The sequence below is a fragment of the Nostoc sp. UIC 10890 genome, assembly GCF_054786515.1.
In genome coordinates this window covers 142,244-157,397 of record NZ_JBSGKF010000001.1, presented here as the reverse complement: position 1 = coordinate 157,397, position 15,154 = coordinate 142,244, and the positions used below count along the sequence as shown (strand labels likewise).

12 protein-coding genes are annotated in these 15,154 nt (G+C 40.3%); 7 read left to right on the top strand and 5 right to left on the bottom strand.

The window, feature by feature from the left end; all coding sequences use genetic code 11:
* Nucleotides 1–37 precede the first annotated feature (37 nt).
* Complete coding sequence (locus ACWATR_RS00680) at nucleotides 38–1,087, bottom strand: AlbA family DNA-binding domain-containing protein (protein WP_460328535.1); 1,050 nt, start codon at nucleotides 1,085–1,087, stop codon at nucleotides 38–40.
* A gap of 284 nt (nucleotides 1,088–1,371) precedes the next feature.
* Between ACWATR_RS00680 and ACWATR_RS00675 the strand changes: the two genes are divergently transcribed.
* The 4 genes from ACWATR_RS00675 to ACWATR_RS00660 all read left to right on the top strand — a co-directional run bounded on the left by ACWATR_RS00675 (nucleotide 1,372) and on the right by ACWATR_RS00660 (nucleotide 4,431).
* A complete protein-coding gene (locus ACWATR_RS00675) occupies nucleotides 1,372–1,791 on the top strand; it encodes an endonuclease domain-containing protein (protein ID WP_460328533.1) in 420 nt (139 codons plus the stop codon).
* A gap of 185 nt (nucleotides 1,792–1,976) precedes the next feature.
* Nucleotides 1,977–2,189, top strand: a complete 213-nt coding sequence (locus ACWATR_RS00670; RefSeq protein ID WP_460328531.1) for a hypothetical protein — start codon at nucleotides 1,977–1,979, stop codon at nucleotides 2,187–2,189.
* A 783-nt stretch (nucleotides 2,190–2,972) separates the two neighbouring features.
* Entirely contained in the window at nucleotides 2,973–3,614 is a 642-nt protein-coding gene (locus tag ACWATR_RS00665; protein WP_104908762.1) for a hypothetical protein, read from the top strand.
* Between the two features lie 10 nt (nucleotides 3,615–3,624).
* Nucleotides 3,625–4,431: a pentapeptide repeat-containing protein gene (locus tag ACWATR_RS00660; RefSeq protein WP_460328527.1), complete on the top strand. Its 807-nt coding sequence runs from the start codon at nucleotides 3,625–3,627 to the stop codon at nucleotides 4,429–4,431.
* A 156-nt stretch (nucleotides 4,432–4,587) separates the two neighbouring features.
* On the opposite strand, the gene acsF is transcribed toward ACWATR_RS00660, so the two are convergent.
* The 4 genes from acsF to ACWATR_RS00640 all read right to left on the bottom strand — a co-directional run bounded on the left by acsF (nucleotide 4,588) and on the right by ACWATR_RS00640 (nucleotide 9,718).
* The gene (acsF, locus tag ACWATR_RS00655) at nucleotides 4,588–5,643 is read right to left on the bottom strand and encodes a magnesium-protoporphyrin IX monomethyl ester (oxidative) cyclase (protein WP_460328525.1); all 1,056 of its coding nucleotides are present in this window, start codon (nucleotides 5,641–5,643) and stop codon (nucleotides 4,588–4,590) included.
* A gap of 428 nt (nucleotides 5,644–6,071) precedes the next feature.
* A complete protein-coding gene (locus tag ACWATR_RS00650) occupies nucleotides 6,072–6,377 on the bottom strand; it encodes a hypothetical protein (protein WP_435024757.1) in 306 nt (101 codons plus the stop codon).
* A 287-nt stretch (nucleotides 6,378–6,664) separates the two neighbouring features.
* Nucleotides 6,665–8,887 carry a CHASE2 domain-containing protein gene (locus ACWATR_RS00645; RefSeq protein ID WP_460328523.1) on the bottom strand — a complete coding sequence of 741 codons (2,223 nt, stop codon included), beginning with the start codon at nucleotides 8,885–8,887 and terminating at the stop codon, nucleotides 6,665–6,667.
* A 69-nt stretch (nucleotides 8,888–8,956) separates the two neighbouring features.
* Nucleotides 8,957–9,718, bottom strand: coding sequence for a DUF928 domain-containing protein (locus tag ACWATR_RS00640; protein ID WP_460328521.1), 762 nt, complete (start codon nucleotides 9,716–9,718; stop codon nucleotides 8,957–8,959).
* Nucleotides 9,719–10,191: 473 nt separating this feature from the next.
* Here ACWATR_RS00640 and ACWATR_RS00635 point away from each other — a divergent pair, with 473 nt between their 5' ends.
* The 3 genes from ACWATR_RS00635 to ACWATR_RS00625 all read left to right on the top strand — a co-directional run bounded on the left by ACWATR_RS00635 (nucleotide 10,192) and on the right by ACWATR_RS00625 (nucleotide 14,988).
* Nucleotides 10,192–11,211, top strand: coding sequence for a helix-turn-helix transcriptional regulator (locus tag ACWATR_RS00635; RefSeq protein ID WP_460328519.1), 1,020 nt, complete (start codon nucleotides 10,192–10,194; stop codon nucleotides 11,209–11,211).
* Between the two features lie 210 nt (nucleotides 11,212–11,421).
* Complete coding sequence (locus ACWATR_RS00630; RefSeq protein WP_460328517.1) at nucleotides 11,422–14,007, top strand: TonB-dependent siderophore receptor; 2,586 nt, start codon at nucleotides 11,422–11,424, stop codon at nucleotides 14,005–14,007.
* A gap of 15 nt (nucleotides 14,008–14,022) precedes the next feature.
* Nucleotides 14,023–14,988: an iron-siderophore ABC transporter substrate-binding protein gene (locus ACWATR_RS00625; RefSeq protein WP_460328515.1), complete on the top strand. Its 966-nt coding sequence runs from the start codon at nucleotides 14,023–14,025 to the stop codon at nucleotides 14,986–14,988.
* Nucleotides 14,989–15,154: the final 166 nt, after the last annotated feature.

The window sequence follows — 15,154 nt, the reverse complement described above, 5'->3', positions numbered from 1 at the left end:
TATAGTAGGGTGGGCAATGCCCACCATGCTAAAATAATCATTTTTGAAAAAGCTGATTAATAGCCAGTAACTCAGGCCCTTCTACAGGTATTGTAGACGAGTCTTTTCTTGTAAAAGCTGTTTTTCCAACAAATGATACTGCTATTTGAGGAGGAACCGTAATTCTAATTACTGACAGTCCTTTATATAATATTGTGTCAAACTTTGCTAGTACCTGTGTTTTAAGTGGTTCAGTAAGAGCAGAGTTTTGAATAGCATTGCTTAATATCCTTACATATTGCTCTGTATCTTTAGTTTTGTTGTGTAAATTTGCTTCTCTGTCAATTCCGACGACATATCTACCATTAATTTCAATAGGTTGAATTTTGTCTAGTTCTTCGATTTTATCAGCATCCTTTTTCGAGTCAGTTACTCCAATATGAATATATCCATCTGTGGCTGAACATAAATTTGCAATTCCACAAATTGTCTCAATAATTCTTTCTAGTAGATCGTAATTGAACTTTCTGCTAATAGACAAATCAAGAAAGCCTTGCTTACATTCATACCTCGTTGTTTCTATACGAGAACGACGTAAAGAGTTTTCAAAATCTAGTGCTAACTCAACTCCATGTCCGAGTAATGGTGGTTCTCTTCTAGCAAAAAAATCTTGAATCAATCCCTTTGTTTGGTTAATATTATTTTTTCTGTCTTCTGTTTTTGTGTAGCGATGACTTAAATCTAGTCGTTGTTGAAGATTCTTTAAAGCAATCATAATACCTGATGGATCTGTTGGAGAGAAATATTGGTGAATGATTAAATCAAAAAAAGCCATAAAAATAGTATAAAATGCAGTTGGGATTGGATTATTACTTTTAGGATTTACTATTTTCAATAAGCACTTTGATTCTGAACTATAAGATTCTATAGTTTCCCTAAGTATAGAAAAAGTTTTTATTATTTCTTCTTCAAGCCTTTTAGGTAGATAAGCGATCAAAGCATGTTCAAGTTTTTGAGCGAAGGAACTATTTGGATCGTAAAGATCATCAAAACGTTCAGTACTTCGTGACAGTGGCTCATGTAACAAAATAGAGTCGGTAAGCCTCATTAACGGTCATTTGACGAGGTGCAGTACTCATAAATTATGATTTTAATATAACTTTAATAACAAATTATACTCTAGGAATTTAAAAACCTGGGTTATATTTAGAACAATTGTATTGTAAAAAATACGCGATCGCACCTTTGTACTTCGCACACAGACCTAACCCCCCAACCCCCTTCCCTACGAGGGAAGGGGGAGAAATCCGGCTCCCCTCTCCGCTTCGGAGAGGGGTTGGGGGAGAGGTCAACCATTATCTAAAGATAAACACCTATTTTCATACTTAATAAATGAATAATCCAACACCCGAAGAACCCTATCCACCGAAAAAAGAGGGAACTCGCAATATTGTAATCGGATACAAAGCAGACTTAGTTAAAGTGCAACGTGCCAAAGAACTTCGTCAGCAAATGACACCAGAAGAAAAAATCCTTTGGCAACATCTTCGTGCTAATCGCCTGAATGGTTTGCACTTTCGCCGTCAGCAGATTATCAATGGCTTTATTGCAGATTTCTACTGTCACTCAACTGCATTAGTGATAGAAGTAGATGGCAAAATTCATGAACGACAAGCCGAATATGATGCAGAACGGGACAAAGTTTTGTCAGCTAGGGGACTACGTTTGTTGCGAATTAAAAATGAAGAAGTGAGACACGAACTTGATAAAGTTTTGATGCGTATTTCCACAGCTTGTTCTCAACAGACCTAACCCCCCAACCCCCTTCCCTACGAGGGAATGGGGAGAAATCTGGCTCCCCTCTCCGCTTCGGAGAGGGGTTGGGGGAGAGGTCAATCCATGCGATCGCGATAAACTGTTAAAATCTAATTACCTGACACCAAAATTTTAACAGGTAGGTGAAAACCAATGGATTTCTACACATAGGAGTTATTAAAATGCTTGAACTTCACAAAACCTATGTTATCGATGACAATCAACGACCTATTGCCGTACAAATTCCTATCGCTGAATTTGAAAAGATTGAAGAGATTCTTGAGGATTATGGTTTAGCAAAACTCATGGAGGAAGTAGAGGAAGAAAAACCATTATCAAAAGATGAAGCACTACAATATTATCAATCACTAAAAAAAGAAAATGTGGCAAGTTGAATATACTAAAAGATTCTTGAAATAACTTGCTACTTTACCAGTTGAGATTCAAAGCCGCATAGAACCTATCGTGTTTCAAGAAATTGAATCAGAGAATCCTTTTTAATTAGGATATCTTGAAAAACTGAAAGGCTATAGTGATAAATATAAGATTCGAGTTGGTGATTATCGGATTGGCGCTACTCTTGATCAAGAAACAAAAACATTAATCTGCCAACTAGTTGCTCATCGCAAAGACATCTACAGAATTTTTCCTTGAAACAAATTAGGAAATGCGATCACTATCAATAGTGTATCTTTGTCAGATACATACATCATGTAATATCTAGGAATTTCGTTTTTGAAACTTCTCCGAAATACTTTCACTAGACAACCTTAGTATTATCTGCCTTTCAACGCCTTTGGTGGTTAGCATAGGCATCGCCTATTTCTTAAGTTCATTTTCTGCGTATTTTGTCAATACCCAAGTCCTGAATTTATTTATTTGTCGGAAGTCCCTTACCCAATAGTCAATTTGGGGGTAAAACTGGGGTAATGTAAAAGGGTCAGGGTGTTTACAAAGCAGCTGTGTTGAATAAAAATTATGTTGTCCGATCAAAGCAGATTTTATCCCATGACGACGAGGGTCTTCTAAATAAGCATTGGTTTCTATGAATTGCGATTTGATACACGGGTGTATATCCGTTAAACGGAATTTGCGCTCCTTAATACCATATATTGTCAAGTTAAGCGCTTATATCTTGCAATAGACAACTTTTACCCTCACGACTGGAGAGCAAAATCTTGGGAATAGAACTACGCAGTTTCGTATTTCTCGACAACCTGCAACCTCAACATGCAGCATATATGGGAACAGTAGCCCAAGGCTTCTTACCATTACCAGGAGATACATCACTGTGGATTGAAATCTCTCCTGGTATCGAAATTAATAAGATTACGGATATAGCCCTGAAATCTGCCTCTGTCCGTCCAGGAGTACAGGTAGTTGAACGACTTTACGGACTATTAGAAGTTCATTCTAGCTCCCAAGGCGAAACACGAGCTGCTGGTCAAGCTATTTTGGCGGCACTGGGAGTCAAAAGAGAGGAATGTCTGAAACCGCGGGTTATTTCTAGTCAGATTATTCGCAACATCGATGCTTATCAAACACAACTGATTAATCGCACGCGCCGGGGACAGCTACTACTAGCAGGTCAAACACTATATGTATTAGAAGTGGAACCTGCTGCTTATGCCGCACTGGCTGCCAATGAAGCGGAGAAAGCAGCGAGGATTAACATTCTTGAAGTTCAAGCTGTAGGTAGCTTTGGACGGCTTTACTTAGGTGGACAAGAACAGGATATTCTAGCAGGGGCGGCGGGAGCGTTAACGGCCATTGAAAGTGTCGCTGGTCGGGTAAATTCTCTGGGTGGGCGTCAGGAGTAAAGGAGAGAAAATGGCAAATCGAGAGCATCTAACTTTACTCAAAGCAGGTGCAGTTACATGGATTGAGTGGAGAAAGAAAAATCCCCAGATTGAACCAGACCTCAGCAGCGCGAATCTGCAAGGCGATAACCTCAGAGGTGCAAACCTTCAAGGGGTAAACTTGAGAAAAGTGGATTTGAGTAATGCTTTACTGGTGCGAGCAAACCTCAGTGGTGCTGACCTCAGTAGTGCCAACCTCTACAAAGCCTTTTTAATTGAAGCTAACCTGAGTGCGGCTAACTTCAGTGTTGCTAACTTGAGTGGTGCTGTACTTACGCAGGCAGATTTGAGTCATGCCAATCTGATTGGAGCCGATTTGAGTCAGGTGGATCTTAGAGGTGCTGCGATCGCATGTGCTAATCTGATTGGCACTGACTTAAGAGGCGCTAACTTGAGAGATGCCGATTTAGGTTCAGCAAAGCTGATGCGGACTAACCTCTCTTTTGCCAACCTCATTGAAGCTAACTTGATTGCAGCTGACCTTAGCGAAGCGAGTTTGTATGAGACGGAAATGTTGGGTGCTTATCTTTACAAAGCTGACCTCTACAAAGCTAATCTGAACAAGGCTCACCTCAGTGGTGCATACCTGTTGCGGGCTAACCTTAGTGAAGCTGACTTGAGTCAAGCAGACTTGAGTTGGACTAACCTCAGAAGCGCGAATTTAGCAGGGGCAAATCTCAGAGGAGCTAACCTTAGAGGAGCCGACATTAGGGGAGCTAACCTCAGTGGTGTAAATCTTCAGGAAGCAATTATGCCTGACGCTTCAAGGCACAATTAGTTTACAGCCGACATTTTGCACCTCAGGCTATCACAATCAGTTTTTTGGGATTTTTATTATTAGACATCTGGTGAAAATTAATTCTGCGTTCCTCGAAATCCTTGGTAGGGACAATTCATGAATTGTCCCTACATCATTTTTGGAGATGCCTAGTAGCTAACGAACCGTTCCCCGCAATATTTCAGTATCAATGGGTTTGATTAGATAAACTAACAGCAGATTCCAAACAATTGCTGCAATCAAAGGTAGTTTGCGAATTAGCTTCACAACTTTTGGTGCAGAACTGCTCTCAATCTCTGCAATTTTCAAGTTGTAACCTGCACAGCGTTGCAGCCGTGGGAAAAACTTGGGGTGTTCAGTATTCAGCATCACCGGAAAAGCCCGTCCCGCAGTTTCATTGGTATTGCGGACAACTTGGAAATCAAATTCTGTGGCATCAAGTCCCAGTGATTTGTAGAATCCGGAACGTTCATGAACTGTCAAGGTGTGGGTAGCAAATACCGAGAGTAAGAAAAAGCGACTCCACAGCTTAGATTTCCAGGTGTTCCAAAGTTGCGGTTGAGAACGCAAAAGCGCTTTGAATATATCTCCGTGGCGGTTTTCGTCCTGACACCAACTTTCAAAGTAGCGGAAGATAGGGTAAAACTCGTTTTCTGGGTGCTTTTCTAGATGTCTGAAAATAATAATGTAACGCCAGTAGCCGATTTTTTCTGATAGGTAAACGGTGTAAAGTACCCACTCAATCGGGAAAAAGGTATAGGTGCGAGTTTTAGTAACAGTGGCTAAATCCAGGGAGACTTTAAAATCGCCCATTGCTTTGTTGAGAAATCCGGCGTGGCGGGCTTCATCACGCGCCATCAGTTGAAATATTTCCGCTAACACTGGACTGCGATTTTTCAGCTTGCGGGATAATTCCTTGAATAGCAAAAAGCCGGAAAACTCAGAAATGCAAGAGCGTTCCAAATACTCTATAAACGCCTGTCTTGCTTCACCACCAATGTGTTCCCAAGACTGCTCAAACGCTTCATCACGAACAAAATGGTGGCGGTTGTAGTCTGTCCGCATTTCTGTCAACATCGCCTGCAACTCCGTTTCCTGGGCAGACAAATCCAGCTTGGCTGCGGTTTCAAAATCTGTAGTATAAAACCGGGGAGTGAGTACCGTTTCTTTACTGGGGGTTTTAATTTCTGGCTTGGGTAGGGTGTTAACCATGAGTGATGAGGCGATGAATCAATAGTTCTATAACTATAAAGTTATGATAAATGTCATTATTTGGCTAGCCCTCTTCACAATCCTTTAGTAAAGTCGGAATTATCGGGACTGCCTTTTTCATAACACAGATACTATATCCGCGAAAGTGTAAAGGGAAAGCCTTTGAAGGCTAGGGTTTAAATATTTTATTAAGTTTTTAAATTTCCCTATCTAAATCAAGTATATAGATATACAGGTATATACTAATATTTGGTTAACCTTACTCAAAGTTTCAGAGGTTTTAATCAGGGGAGTCATTCCGATGATAATTCTCTGCAAGAATCTTGAAATCACACAATATTGCTTTAATCTTATCAAATCACAGTAGTCTAAATAAAAATCCCCGCCACAGTGGGCAGGGATAGTAGTTTTTAGCTAAGACTTGTCTATTAGCTAACAAAATCTTTGTGAGCAGTGACAAGCATCTGAGCTTGTCTTAAAACGTTTCCGAATAAATAAATAGGAATCTGCCAAGCTGCAACGGTAACTTCTTTGACAATATCCTGTACACTAATTGCGATTAATTCATGTTCTGGTGGCTCTCCCTCAACTGCACCAGACCAAGTAAAAGCTAATAAGAAATCCTCGTCTCCAGGTAAGGATGCAATCAAGCATTCTTCTGGTGTTGGCTGGCAAATAATTCCATGATCGTTTGCAAGTTCTACTAGTCTTTGAAAGTTGTTTACGTTCGTCATTTGTCCTTGGGATGTAATGTAATCTCAGTTTTAGAAAAAATCATATTTTTATCTCCAGAACTCAAGTTAGTTGCTCTATACCATAAATTACGAATTATTAATTATTCGGTCAGAGTTAGGAGTTATTGGAGTTGAATCAGACTTAAGTCCAAAATCTTACCGCGATCGCCTGGTTCTATCAGCAACAATTGTTACTGTTTTAAAAAAAGCTAGAGTACCTACTTTTTCGGTTTACCCTATTGACATACACCTCCCTTCTTTACCATTCCAATATTGATGCCCTAATTTCACCCAGGCTGAAGCAGTGCATTGAGAATTGCACTCACTTTTGGGGGAATAGCTGTAAACCGAAGCAGAAAAAGATGCTCGTCAACATTAGATTGTTGAATCACCTTGGCATAGATATGTTCTTCTTCTGTAGCCATTGCTGCTTCAATCAATAGCTTGAGTTTGAGATTACTCAAGAGTTCTAAAGAATGCGGTGATTGCAATTGTGCCCCTTTTTCTGAGAGACTAATCAATGCTCCCAGAAATATTGTTCCCACTGCATGTTTTCCCTGCAAAATAGTGTATTCCACAGGTATTTCTTGATTGAGAATGACAATTTCTTTATCATCTTCAGGCAAGAATAAATTATATTGACCACCAATGCCACGAATTTCACAAATTGTCACAGGGTGTTTTATCCCCTTGGGTTCTATTTGTAGTTGCCCAGCAATGTGGAGGTCAATATTAGCATCCTTACATGTATTTTCGGAAATTAAAATCTGTCCTCCCACGGTATAAGACTCTATTCGGGCAGCCAAATTAACATGACTGCCAATAACTGTATATTGAGCGCGTTTTTGAGAACCAACATTTCCCGCCACAGCTTCACCTGTATTAATTCCAATTCCCATTTCGAGGATTGGGAAATTCATTTGCCGATTTTGTTCATTCACTTGCTGCATTGCCAATTGCATCGCAATAGCACAGGCGATCGCTCGTTGGGAATCATCTTTGCGACTAATTGGCGCACCAAATATTACAAAAATCCCATCACCCATAAACTCATTAATCGTGCCTTTATACTGGTTAATCACATCTGTCATTGTTCCCAGATAAAGATTCAAAATATTTACTACTTCTTCAGGTGGTAATTGTTCAGAAATAGCCGAAAATCCTCTTAAGTCAGACACAAGAACCGTAACTTTTCTTCGTTCTCCCCCTAGCTTTAACCCAGAAGGAGTTTCCAGGATATTGGCAACGATTTCATCAGTTAGATAGCGTCCGAGGGTTTTTCGCATATCGGTAGCACTTTGAGCAATATACTGAGTAAGTGCGATCGCAGAACCTGCAAATGCCAGCATTGAAGGGACAACGGGAATCCACCAACCAGCCAAAAACGCCAGAAAACTACCACCAAGTAAACCGCCACCTGCCAATAAAACACTAACAGCCATGAGGGTTTTCTGGTTGCTACTGTGGCGTTGTAGCCAACACAAGCTAGCACCAATAATTGACCAAATCAAAATTGATAGCCATTCTAGCGACTCAGGTAAACACTTAATTAGTGAACGACCATCCATTGCCGCACTTAAAATTTGACTAATCAAATTAGCATGAATTGTTACACCCGCCATCCGTTCCGGGTCAGTCAATACATTACTGCTGTAAGGCGTATAAAATAGATCCTTCAAACTCTCAGCGGTAGCACCAATTAATACCACCTTGTCTCGCATTAAGTCTCGTGGGATAGAGTTCTCTTGTACTGCGGTAAGAGAGACTTTAGTAAACTGCTGTATGCGTCCTCGATAGTTCAACAGCACTTGGTAACTCCCCGCATCGGCTCGGATATAACCTCCATCATTAGCTTCAAAAATTGGGAAAACACCCCGATTTAATTGCAAGTAATTAGAGTTAGTTGCTGATGGTTTCGCGGTAATACCTTCAGGTTTCAAGTACAGCAATGCCAGTTTCAACCCAAAGCTTTCGAGAATCTCGTCATTATTTAAATTTACGTACAATAATGCTCGCCGAATTTTGCCATCTCCATCTATAGGTAAATCATTCGACCCCACTTGATTAAGTTTTTTCAGTTCTGGAGACGAATCAACCGCCGAACTATCAATAGTATCCGAGACTTTTTGGACTCCAATCAAATTGGGAGTAGACTTAAACACCTTAAGTAAGTCTTGATGACCGGGATTGACAGGTAAATCACGATAAATATCTAAACCAATCGCTCTAGGTTGCTGCTGTTTGATTTTCTCTAACAAACTGGCAAGTTTTCCATCAGACATAGGCCACTGTCCCTGTTTACGCACATCTGCCTCATTAATCTCAACTATGACGATGCGAGTATCAGCCGACTCTCGTGGACGGAGAAGAAAAAATTGATCCAGTGCTGCTAGTTCCAACAATTGCAGTAATCCAGTCAAGCGTAGTGCAATCACCAAGGCTGTAATATTGGGAACAGCAAGTAAAACACCACGCCATTGCCAGATTTGCGGTTTCAGCTTTGCCCACATAATATTTAGTGCTGAGTGCTGAGTGCTGAGTTAGGAGTTGAGAATTCTCTTTGTGCCCAATGTCCTTGTTTAATTTGGTGGTGAATTCTTAGATGTGCAACAATCGATCAATGGTTCTGAAGCGATCGCACTCAAACCTACTGACTTGAAAAATTGTCTCCAATCCAGCCTCGCCTTTAAATTATTCGGTTCAGTCTGGCGTAGCTGCACCAAACTAGTCAACGCTTCATGCCAAATCCCAGCTTCCGCATAGATGGTGGGCAACTTGTACAAATTTGCCTTTGCTAACGTCTCCGATAAAGATGTTCCTGGTTGAGTGCGTTCCACCCAACCATCTACAGTAGGATTTGTACTAGAGTCTTGAGTATTACAAACAATTGTTAAATACCAATGATAAGTTTTACCTACAGCGAGTGCAGGGGCACTGTCAGGAAGTTTGAAGCTAACAATTCCTGGTTTATTCGGTAGTGTAAAAGATGTTTCATAAAATACGTTCTGGTCTTCAGCTAGCAGCAGAAACTTGGCTGTTTTGACTTGAGATGGAGGTACATACCAGAAAAATGTTGGACGTTGAGCAAATGTCAGCCCTAATTTATCTGGAGGTGTTAAGGGAATTATAAGTTTTTTCCCTGTTAGGCAAGAGTTACCACGGGTAGAACCACCAGCACTTGCTGGAGGTTTTCCCCGTTGTGGTGGCTTAAATGTCTGACTAATTTGCCAAGTTTTACTGGAATGGTACGACTGAGCCTGTACCTGCGCTGTTAAAGCAGAAAGCAAACACAAAGGTAAAGAAAAGGCTACAAAATATAGAGATGGTTTAATCCATTTCATATTGATAATGCCTGGGTTTTAGATTAGTCAGGTGAATAAATAGAGTATTCCCAAAAGCAAGATCAGATTTTGCACTCAACTACGAACTATTGGGTATTGGCAAGAGATAACAGCACAAACACTGAACAATTAAATTGGCAGTAAAAATAATTACAAAAAATTGGATGGTTTAGGATTTAGCAGCACGACAAGCGGCTTGATACACAGTTACTTTTCTTACAGTAAATTTCGTGCAACAATTAAGAATCTTTCTTATTTAAGGATATAGCCAGTTAGGGTACTGACTGTTGGAGCGTTAGCTACGTCTCTTCGAGACGCTAGGCCAACGCCGCAGGCATCGCACAAGCGCTGACTTGTCAATTTTCACTGAGCATTGCATCCAGTATTTAGGTGTTTCCTTTCGGATAACTTGAAAAAGCGCTTTAGTTTCAATCATATATCAGCTTGATAATGACAGTAATTATTATTAAACTATGACAAAAATTCTTACAGATACAGATTGGCAAGAATTATGGGCAGAAAGTGAGCAAAATGGTCACGCTTCTTTTCAATCAAAGGGTTTTGAAACTACCCGTAAAGGGAAACTTCTAGATGTCTCTCATACCTTTCAGTGCTGGTCAGAATTACGTAATGGACTATCTATTTCAATACATCAGGAAGAGTTTACTGATGATATTGTGTGGCTTAGAGATATTTTTGATAAATCTCAATTTGGCTTGAGTTTTTTTCTCTCAGGAAAAGTGAGAATTGAACGCCACGGTTTAACTGACAAGACAGACGAAATAGTAGGCAAATATTATTCAGAATGTAACTGTGACATCAAAGAAACTGAATGCTGGAAAGCTGGTGAGAAGTTTTCACGAATTTATCTGAAAATCGAACCGCAGGAATTTTTTCAAAGTTTTGGCGAAGAAGAATTAGAACAAATACCAATTTCCCTGCGCCAAGCAGTGATGAATGGTAAGGTACAGCCTTACTACCAGCAAGGGGAAATCACACAGCAAATGTGGAAAGTCTTATATAATATCCTCAACTGTCCCTATCAAGGCTTAATGAAGCGAATGTATTTGGAAAGTCAAGCAATAGAATTGATTACGCTTCATTTTCAGCAAATTCAGGAGCAGGAGATACGTAATCATAGCTTTCCAGGGAAGAATTTGAGAGATGTTGAGAGAATTTACCAAGCTAAAGAAATTTTGTTGGGTAATCTAGAAAATCCACCCAGCCTGATAGACTTAGCACGACAAGTAGGGATAAATGAATTTAAATTGAAGCGTGGGTTTCGTCAAGTTTTCGGGACATCTGCGTTCAAATATTTGCACAACTATCGCCTGGAAAAAGCGAAACAACTTTTAGCATTAGGAGATATGAAGATTGAAGAAGTAGCATTTAGGGTAGGCTTTGACAGTCGCAGTTACTTTGCTTTAGCTTTTCGCAAAAAATTTGGATTGAATCCCAAACAATACTTTCAACATCATCACAAATCCCTCTAGCATTCAGAAAAAATCCCTCTAGCGTTCAAAAAAAATCCCTCTAGCGTTCAAATTAGAAATCTGAATCCCTTATTGTACATAAACTACTAGTTTAGTTAAGAAAGATTCTTAACAGCTTGTGGGGATAGATGGAGTGGTCTAATACCCTAACCTGTAACGGGAAAGGGGTCAAAAGTCTGATGAATATGTTGGTGTGAGGGAGATTTGGTGATGAGATTAATAAAATCGCTTTCTGGGCTGATGTTTACAGCCTCATTTTTTATACTCGTAACACAGTCAGTGTTGGCTGAAACTGATGGAGTAAATTCAGTAAATGTTAGAGATAAACGCAAAGTTATATCAACTATTCCCCAGTTGAGTGAGGTAGAACTTCCCCAGACGAAGGCCGCACTGTTATTAACTCAGAACCCCGGTGTAGAGGCAATAGTAGAAGTTACAGGGGTACGCATCACCAAAACCGAAAAAGGTGTTGAGATAATTTTAGAAACAACTAAAAGTGATACTCTCCAGCCTGTTCAGAAGAATGAAGCCAATAAATTAATTATCAATGTTCCCAATTCGCAATTGCGTTATGAGGGTGGTAATACATTTCGCCAAGAAAAACCATTTGCCGGAATTGCGGAAGTATTGGTAGTTAATCAAGATAATAATACTATCCAGGTGACAGTAACGGGGGAGACTGAACTCCCAATAGTTGAGTTATTTGATGGAGATGAAGGGCTGATTTTTGGTGTGACACCTGCTGCAACTGCAATGCAGCCACCACAGCAGCCAACAAGTGAAACACCGCAAGAGGAACCAGCAGCGCCAGATGATGAACCAATTGAGTTGGTGGTAACAGGGGAGGAAGACAAGTATCGCGTCACGAATACCACCACTGGGACAAGAACTGATACACCTCTACGTGACCTTCCCCAATCGATTCAGGTTATTCCTCAAGAAGTGCTGCGCGATCAACGCGCTGATATTTCCAGTGCGCTTATTAATGCCCCAAGCGTCCGCACTTCATCTCCAACTAATTTTGAAACATTGCGGATACGAGTTCGAGGATTTTTTACCCAGCCTACGCTAAACGGTTTCAAAGACTCTTTATCTTCTAACCTTGGGCCTGATCTTACAGGAATTGAAAGAATAGAAGTCCTGCAAGGCCCAAACTCTATTTTATTTGGTTCATCATCACCAGGGGGAACGGTTAACTTTGTGACCAAACAACCCCTGCGCGATCCTTACTACTTTGCCGAAGCAACTATTGGTAATTTTAACTTTTACCGTGGTGAAGTGGATCTGTCTGGGCCGTTAGACGATGCAAAGAAAGTACTATATCGGCTTAACGCCTCATACCGAGATCAAGAGTTTTTCATTGACTCTAGCAAAGCTAGAAATCTAGTGATTGCACCGGTAGTGAGTATTGAACTTGGGGAGAATACAAATCTAACTGTTGAAGGCATTTACAAAAACATAAAATCTGAAGGAATTAGTTTTGGCTTGCCTGCAATTGGAACAATACTTTCTAACCCTAATGGCAAAATACCCCGCGATCGCAACGTAAATGAAGGTAGCATTAACACCGAAGTTTCTAGAATTGGGTACACATTAGAGCATAAATTTAGTGAGGCTTGGTCATTTAAAAATTCATTTCAATATAGCAGGTTTTATTCTCCTGATTTAGGCACTTTCCCCGTAGGGCTTTTAGATGATAATCGCACTTTGGAGAGAATCTACATAGAAGGACTCTACGATCAACGCGACTATAGGCTTTTGACCAATGTTATTGGTAAGTTTGCAACTGGCTCAATTAAACATCAATTACTATTTGGCTTTGATTTGGGCAGACAAAGTATAGATTCTAGCGGTATTGATCGAGAAATTGCTCCACTTGATTTGTTCAATCCGATTTATGGTCAGCTACCTGGTGCAATTACATTTGAATCTGATACCAATACCGTGACCGATGAGCTTGGCTTTATCGTGCAAGATCAAGTAACAATTGCAGACAATTTAAAGCTGCTCCTCAGTGGTCGATTTGATAACTTCAAGCAAACTGACAAAGACTTTCTCGCAGATACAGAAACAAGTCAATCTGGGAGTGCCTTTAGTCCCCGTGTGGGCATTCTATATCAGCCAATCCCGCCTATTTCTCTCTATGCTAACTACAGTCAATCGTTCCAGCCAGCAATTGGTCGAGCCTTTGATGAGAGTGAATTTAAGCCAACCAAGGGGACTCAGTTTGAAATTGGAGTCAAAGCAGATTTGAATGACAGGCTTTCAACTACATTGGCGTTGTACGATATTACCCAATCGAATATTGTAACTGACGATCCAGATAACTTAGGCTTTTCTGTTCAAACTGGAGAACAGCGTAGTCAAGGAATCGAACTCAGTCTGGCGGGTGAAATTTTATCAGGATGGAACATCTTTGCTAGCTATGCTTACAACGATGCCCGCGTCACTAAAGATAATATAATTCCAGTCGGGAACCGGGCATTGCAGACAACTCCCCATGCTGCCAGCTTATGGACGACCTATGAAATTCAACGAGGAAACTTACAAGGTTTGGGCTTTGGTTTGGGACTTTTTTATGTAGGCGATCGCGCCGGAGATGCTGGAAATACATTTGAAGTACCCAGCTATTTAACAACTGATGCTGCTATCTTCTACAAGCAAGACAGATTACGTGCTGCGATCAATATCAAAAACCTCTTTAATGTGGATTATTTTGAAAATGCCTTCAATCGATTGCGAGTCTCTCCAGGTGCGCCATTTACTGTGCAGGGAACTATTTCTTGGACGTTTTAAAAAATCAGGGTTTTCATGAAGAGGTTTCTACGCCGTCTCACCTATCTGCTATGTCTGGGAATTGTGGCATTTATACTTGTTTGTGCCTGTAGCCAAAGTAACTATCAAGATGCCATATCTCCAACATCTTCAGCGGAAAATTGTCGAATTATAAAACATCCAATGGGGGAAACCTGCGTTCCACTCAATCCTCAACGAATTGTAGCTTTAGATATCCTGAGTCTTGGTGAAACCGTTGCTTTGGGTATCAAGCCAATGGCAGCAACAATATGGTCTCGGACAGAAATCAATTCCGAAGTTCCCCCTTATTTAGCAGAAAGAATCAAAGGAATTGTTTTACATAGTTATTCTACTAGCCAACCCAATTTAGAGAAAATTCTGCAACTTAAGCCCGACTTAATAATTAGTCCTTCAGATCCGTCATCACGACGGCAGTACAAGCAATTATCACAAATTGCTCCTACCGTATTAGTTCCTTGGGCAGAGATTTCACGAGATTGGAAACAACACTTAAAAGAAACTGCAAAAGTTTTTGACAAAACAGAGGTAGCGACTCAACTCTTAAATGGCTACTCTCAAAGAGTTGAAAAACTAAAACAGAGATTACAGAATAATCGTCCTCAGCCATTTCTGGCATCATTTGTATATGTCAACTCTGGAGGAGTATATCTTGGTATGAAAAAGTCCTTTTCTGGCACAATTTTAAATGATATTGGACTGCTATCTCCCCAATCATCTAATAATTTATCCTTGCCCATTTCCGAGGAAAGTTTTTCTGAAATTGATAGTGATGTTATTTTTATCGGATGTTATCAAAAAAATGATTGTTCTACTTTAGAAAAACTTCGGGGAAAACCCTTATGGTCTAAAGTTAAAGCTGTCCAAAACAAACAAGTATTTCCTGTAGATTTTCAGAGTTGGTATGGGTTTGATTTTCTTGCCGCTCATGCTGTACTGGATGACATTGAGAAGTATTTATAAGACATCTTGCAAAAGTAACTTTTGCAAGATGTTGGGGAAAGGTTAAAGGTTAAAGGGAAAGGGAAAATTCCATCCTTTCCCCCTGCCCCTTATCCCCAGAGGGGGCCCCACCTTCCCCTTTACCCACTTCTGCAAGAAGTCTATAGCAATCCGATAGCGAGTCTTG

What these genes read in the sequence shown, in the direction of transcription:
- ACWATR_RS00630 (WP_460328517.1), top strand. Translation starts at nt 11,422, where the DNA reads ATGAGATTAATAAAATCGCTTTCTGGGCTGATGTTTACAGCCTCATTT.
- acsF (WP_460328525.1), bottom strand. Translation starts at nt 5,643, where the DNA reads ATGGTTAACACCCTACCCAAGCCAGAAATTAAAACCCCCAGTAAAGAA.
- ACWATR_RS00670 (WP_460328531.1), top strand. Translation starts at nt 1,977, where the DNA reads ATGCTTGAACTTCACAAAACCTATGTTATCGATGACAATCAACGACCT.
- ACWATR_RS00650 (WP_435024757.1), bottom strand. Translation starts at nt 6,377, where the DNA reads ATGACGAACGTAAACAACTTTCAAAGACTAGTAGAACTTGCAAACGAT.
- ACWATR_RS00660 (WP_460328527.1), top strand. Translation starts at nt 3,625, where the DNA reads ATGGCAAATCGAGAGCATCTAACTTTACTCAAAGCAGGTGCAGTTACA.
- ACWATR_RS00645 (WP_460328523.1), bottom strand. Translation starts at nt 8,887, where the DNA reads ATGTGGGCAAAGCTGAAACCGCAAATCTGGCAATGGCGTGGTGTTTTA.
- ACWATR_RS00675 (WP_460328533.1), top strand. Translation starts at nt 1,372, where the DNA reads ATGAATAATCCAACACCCGAAGAACCCTATCCACCGAAAAAAGAGGGA.
- ACWATR_RS00680 (WP_460328535.1), bottom strand. Translation starts at nt 1,087, where the DNA reads ATGAGGCTTACCGACTCTATTTTGTTACATGAGCCACTGTCACGAAGT.
- ACWATR_RS00635 (WP_460328519.1), top strand. Translation starts at nt 10,192, where the DNA reads ATGACAAAAATTCTTACAGATACAGATTGGCAAGAATTATGGGCAGAA.
- ACWATR_RS00640 (WP_460328521.1), bottom strand. Translation starts at nt 9,718, where the DNA reads ATGAAATGGATTAAACCATCTCTATATTTTGTAGCCTTTTCTTTACCT.
- ACWATR_RS00625 (WP_460328515.1), top strand. Translation starts at nt 14,023, where the DNA reads ATGAAGAGGTTTCTACGCCGTCTCACCTATCTGCTATGTCTGGGAATT.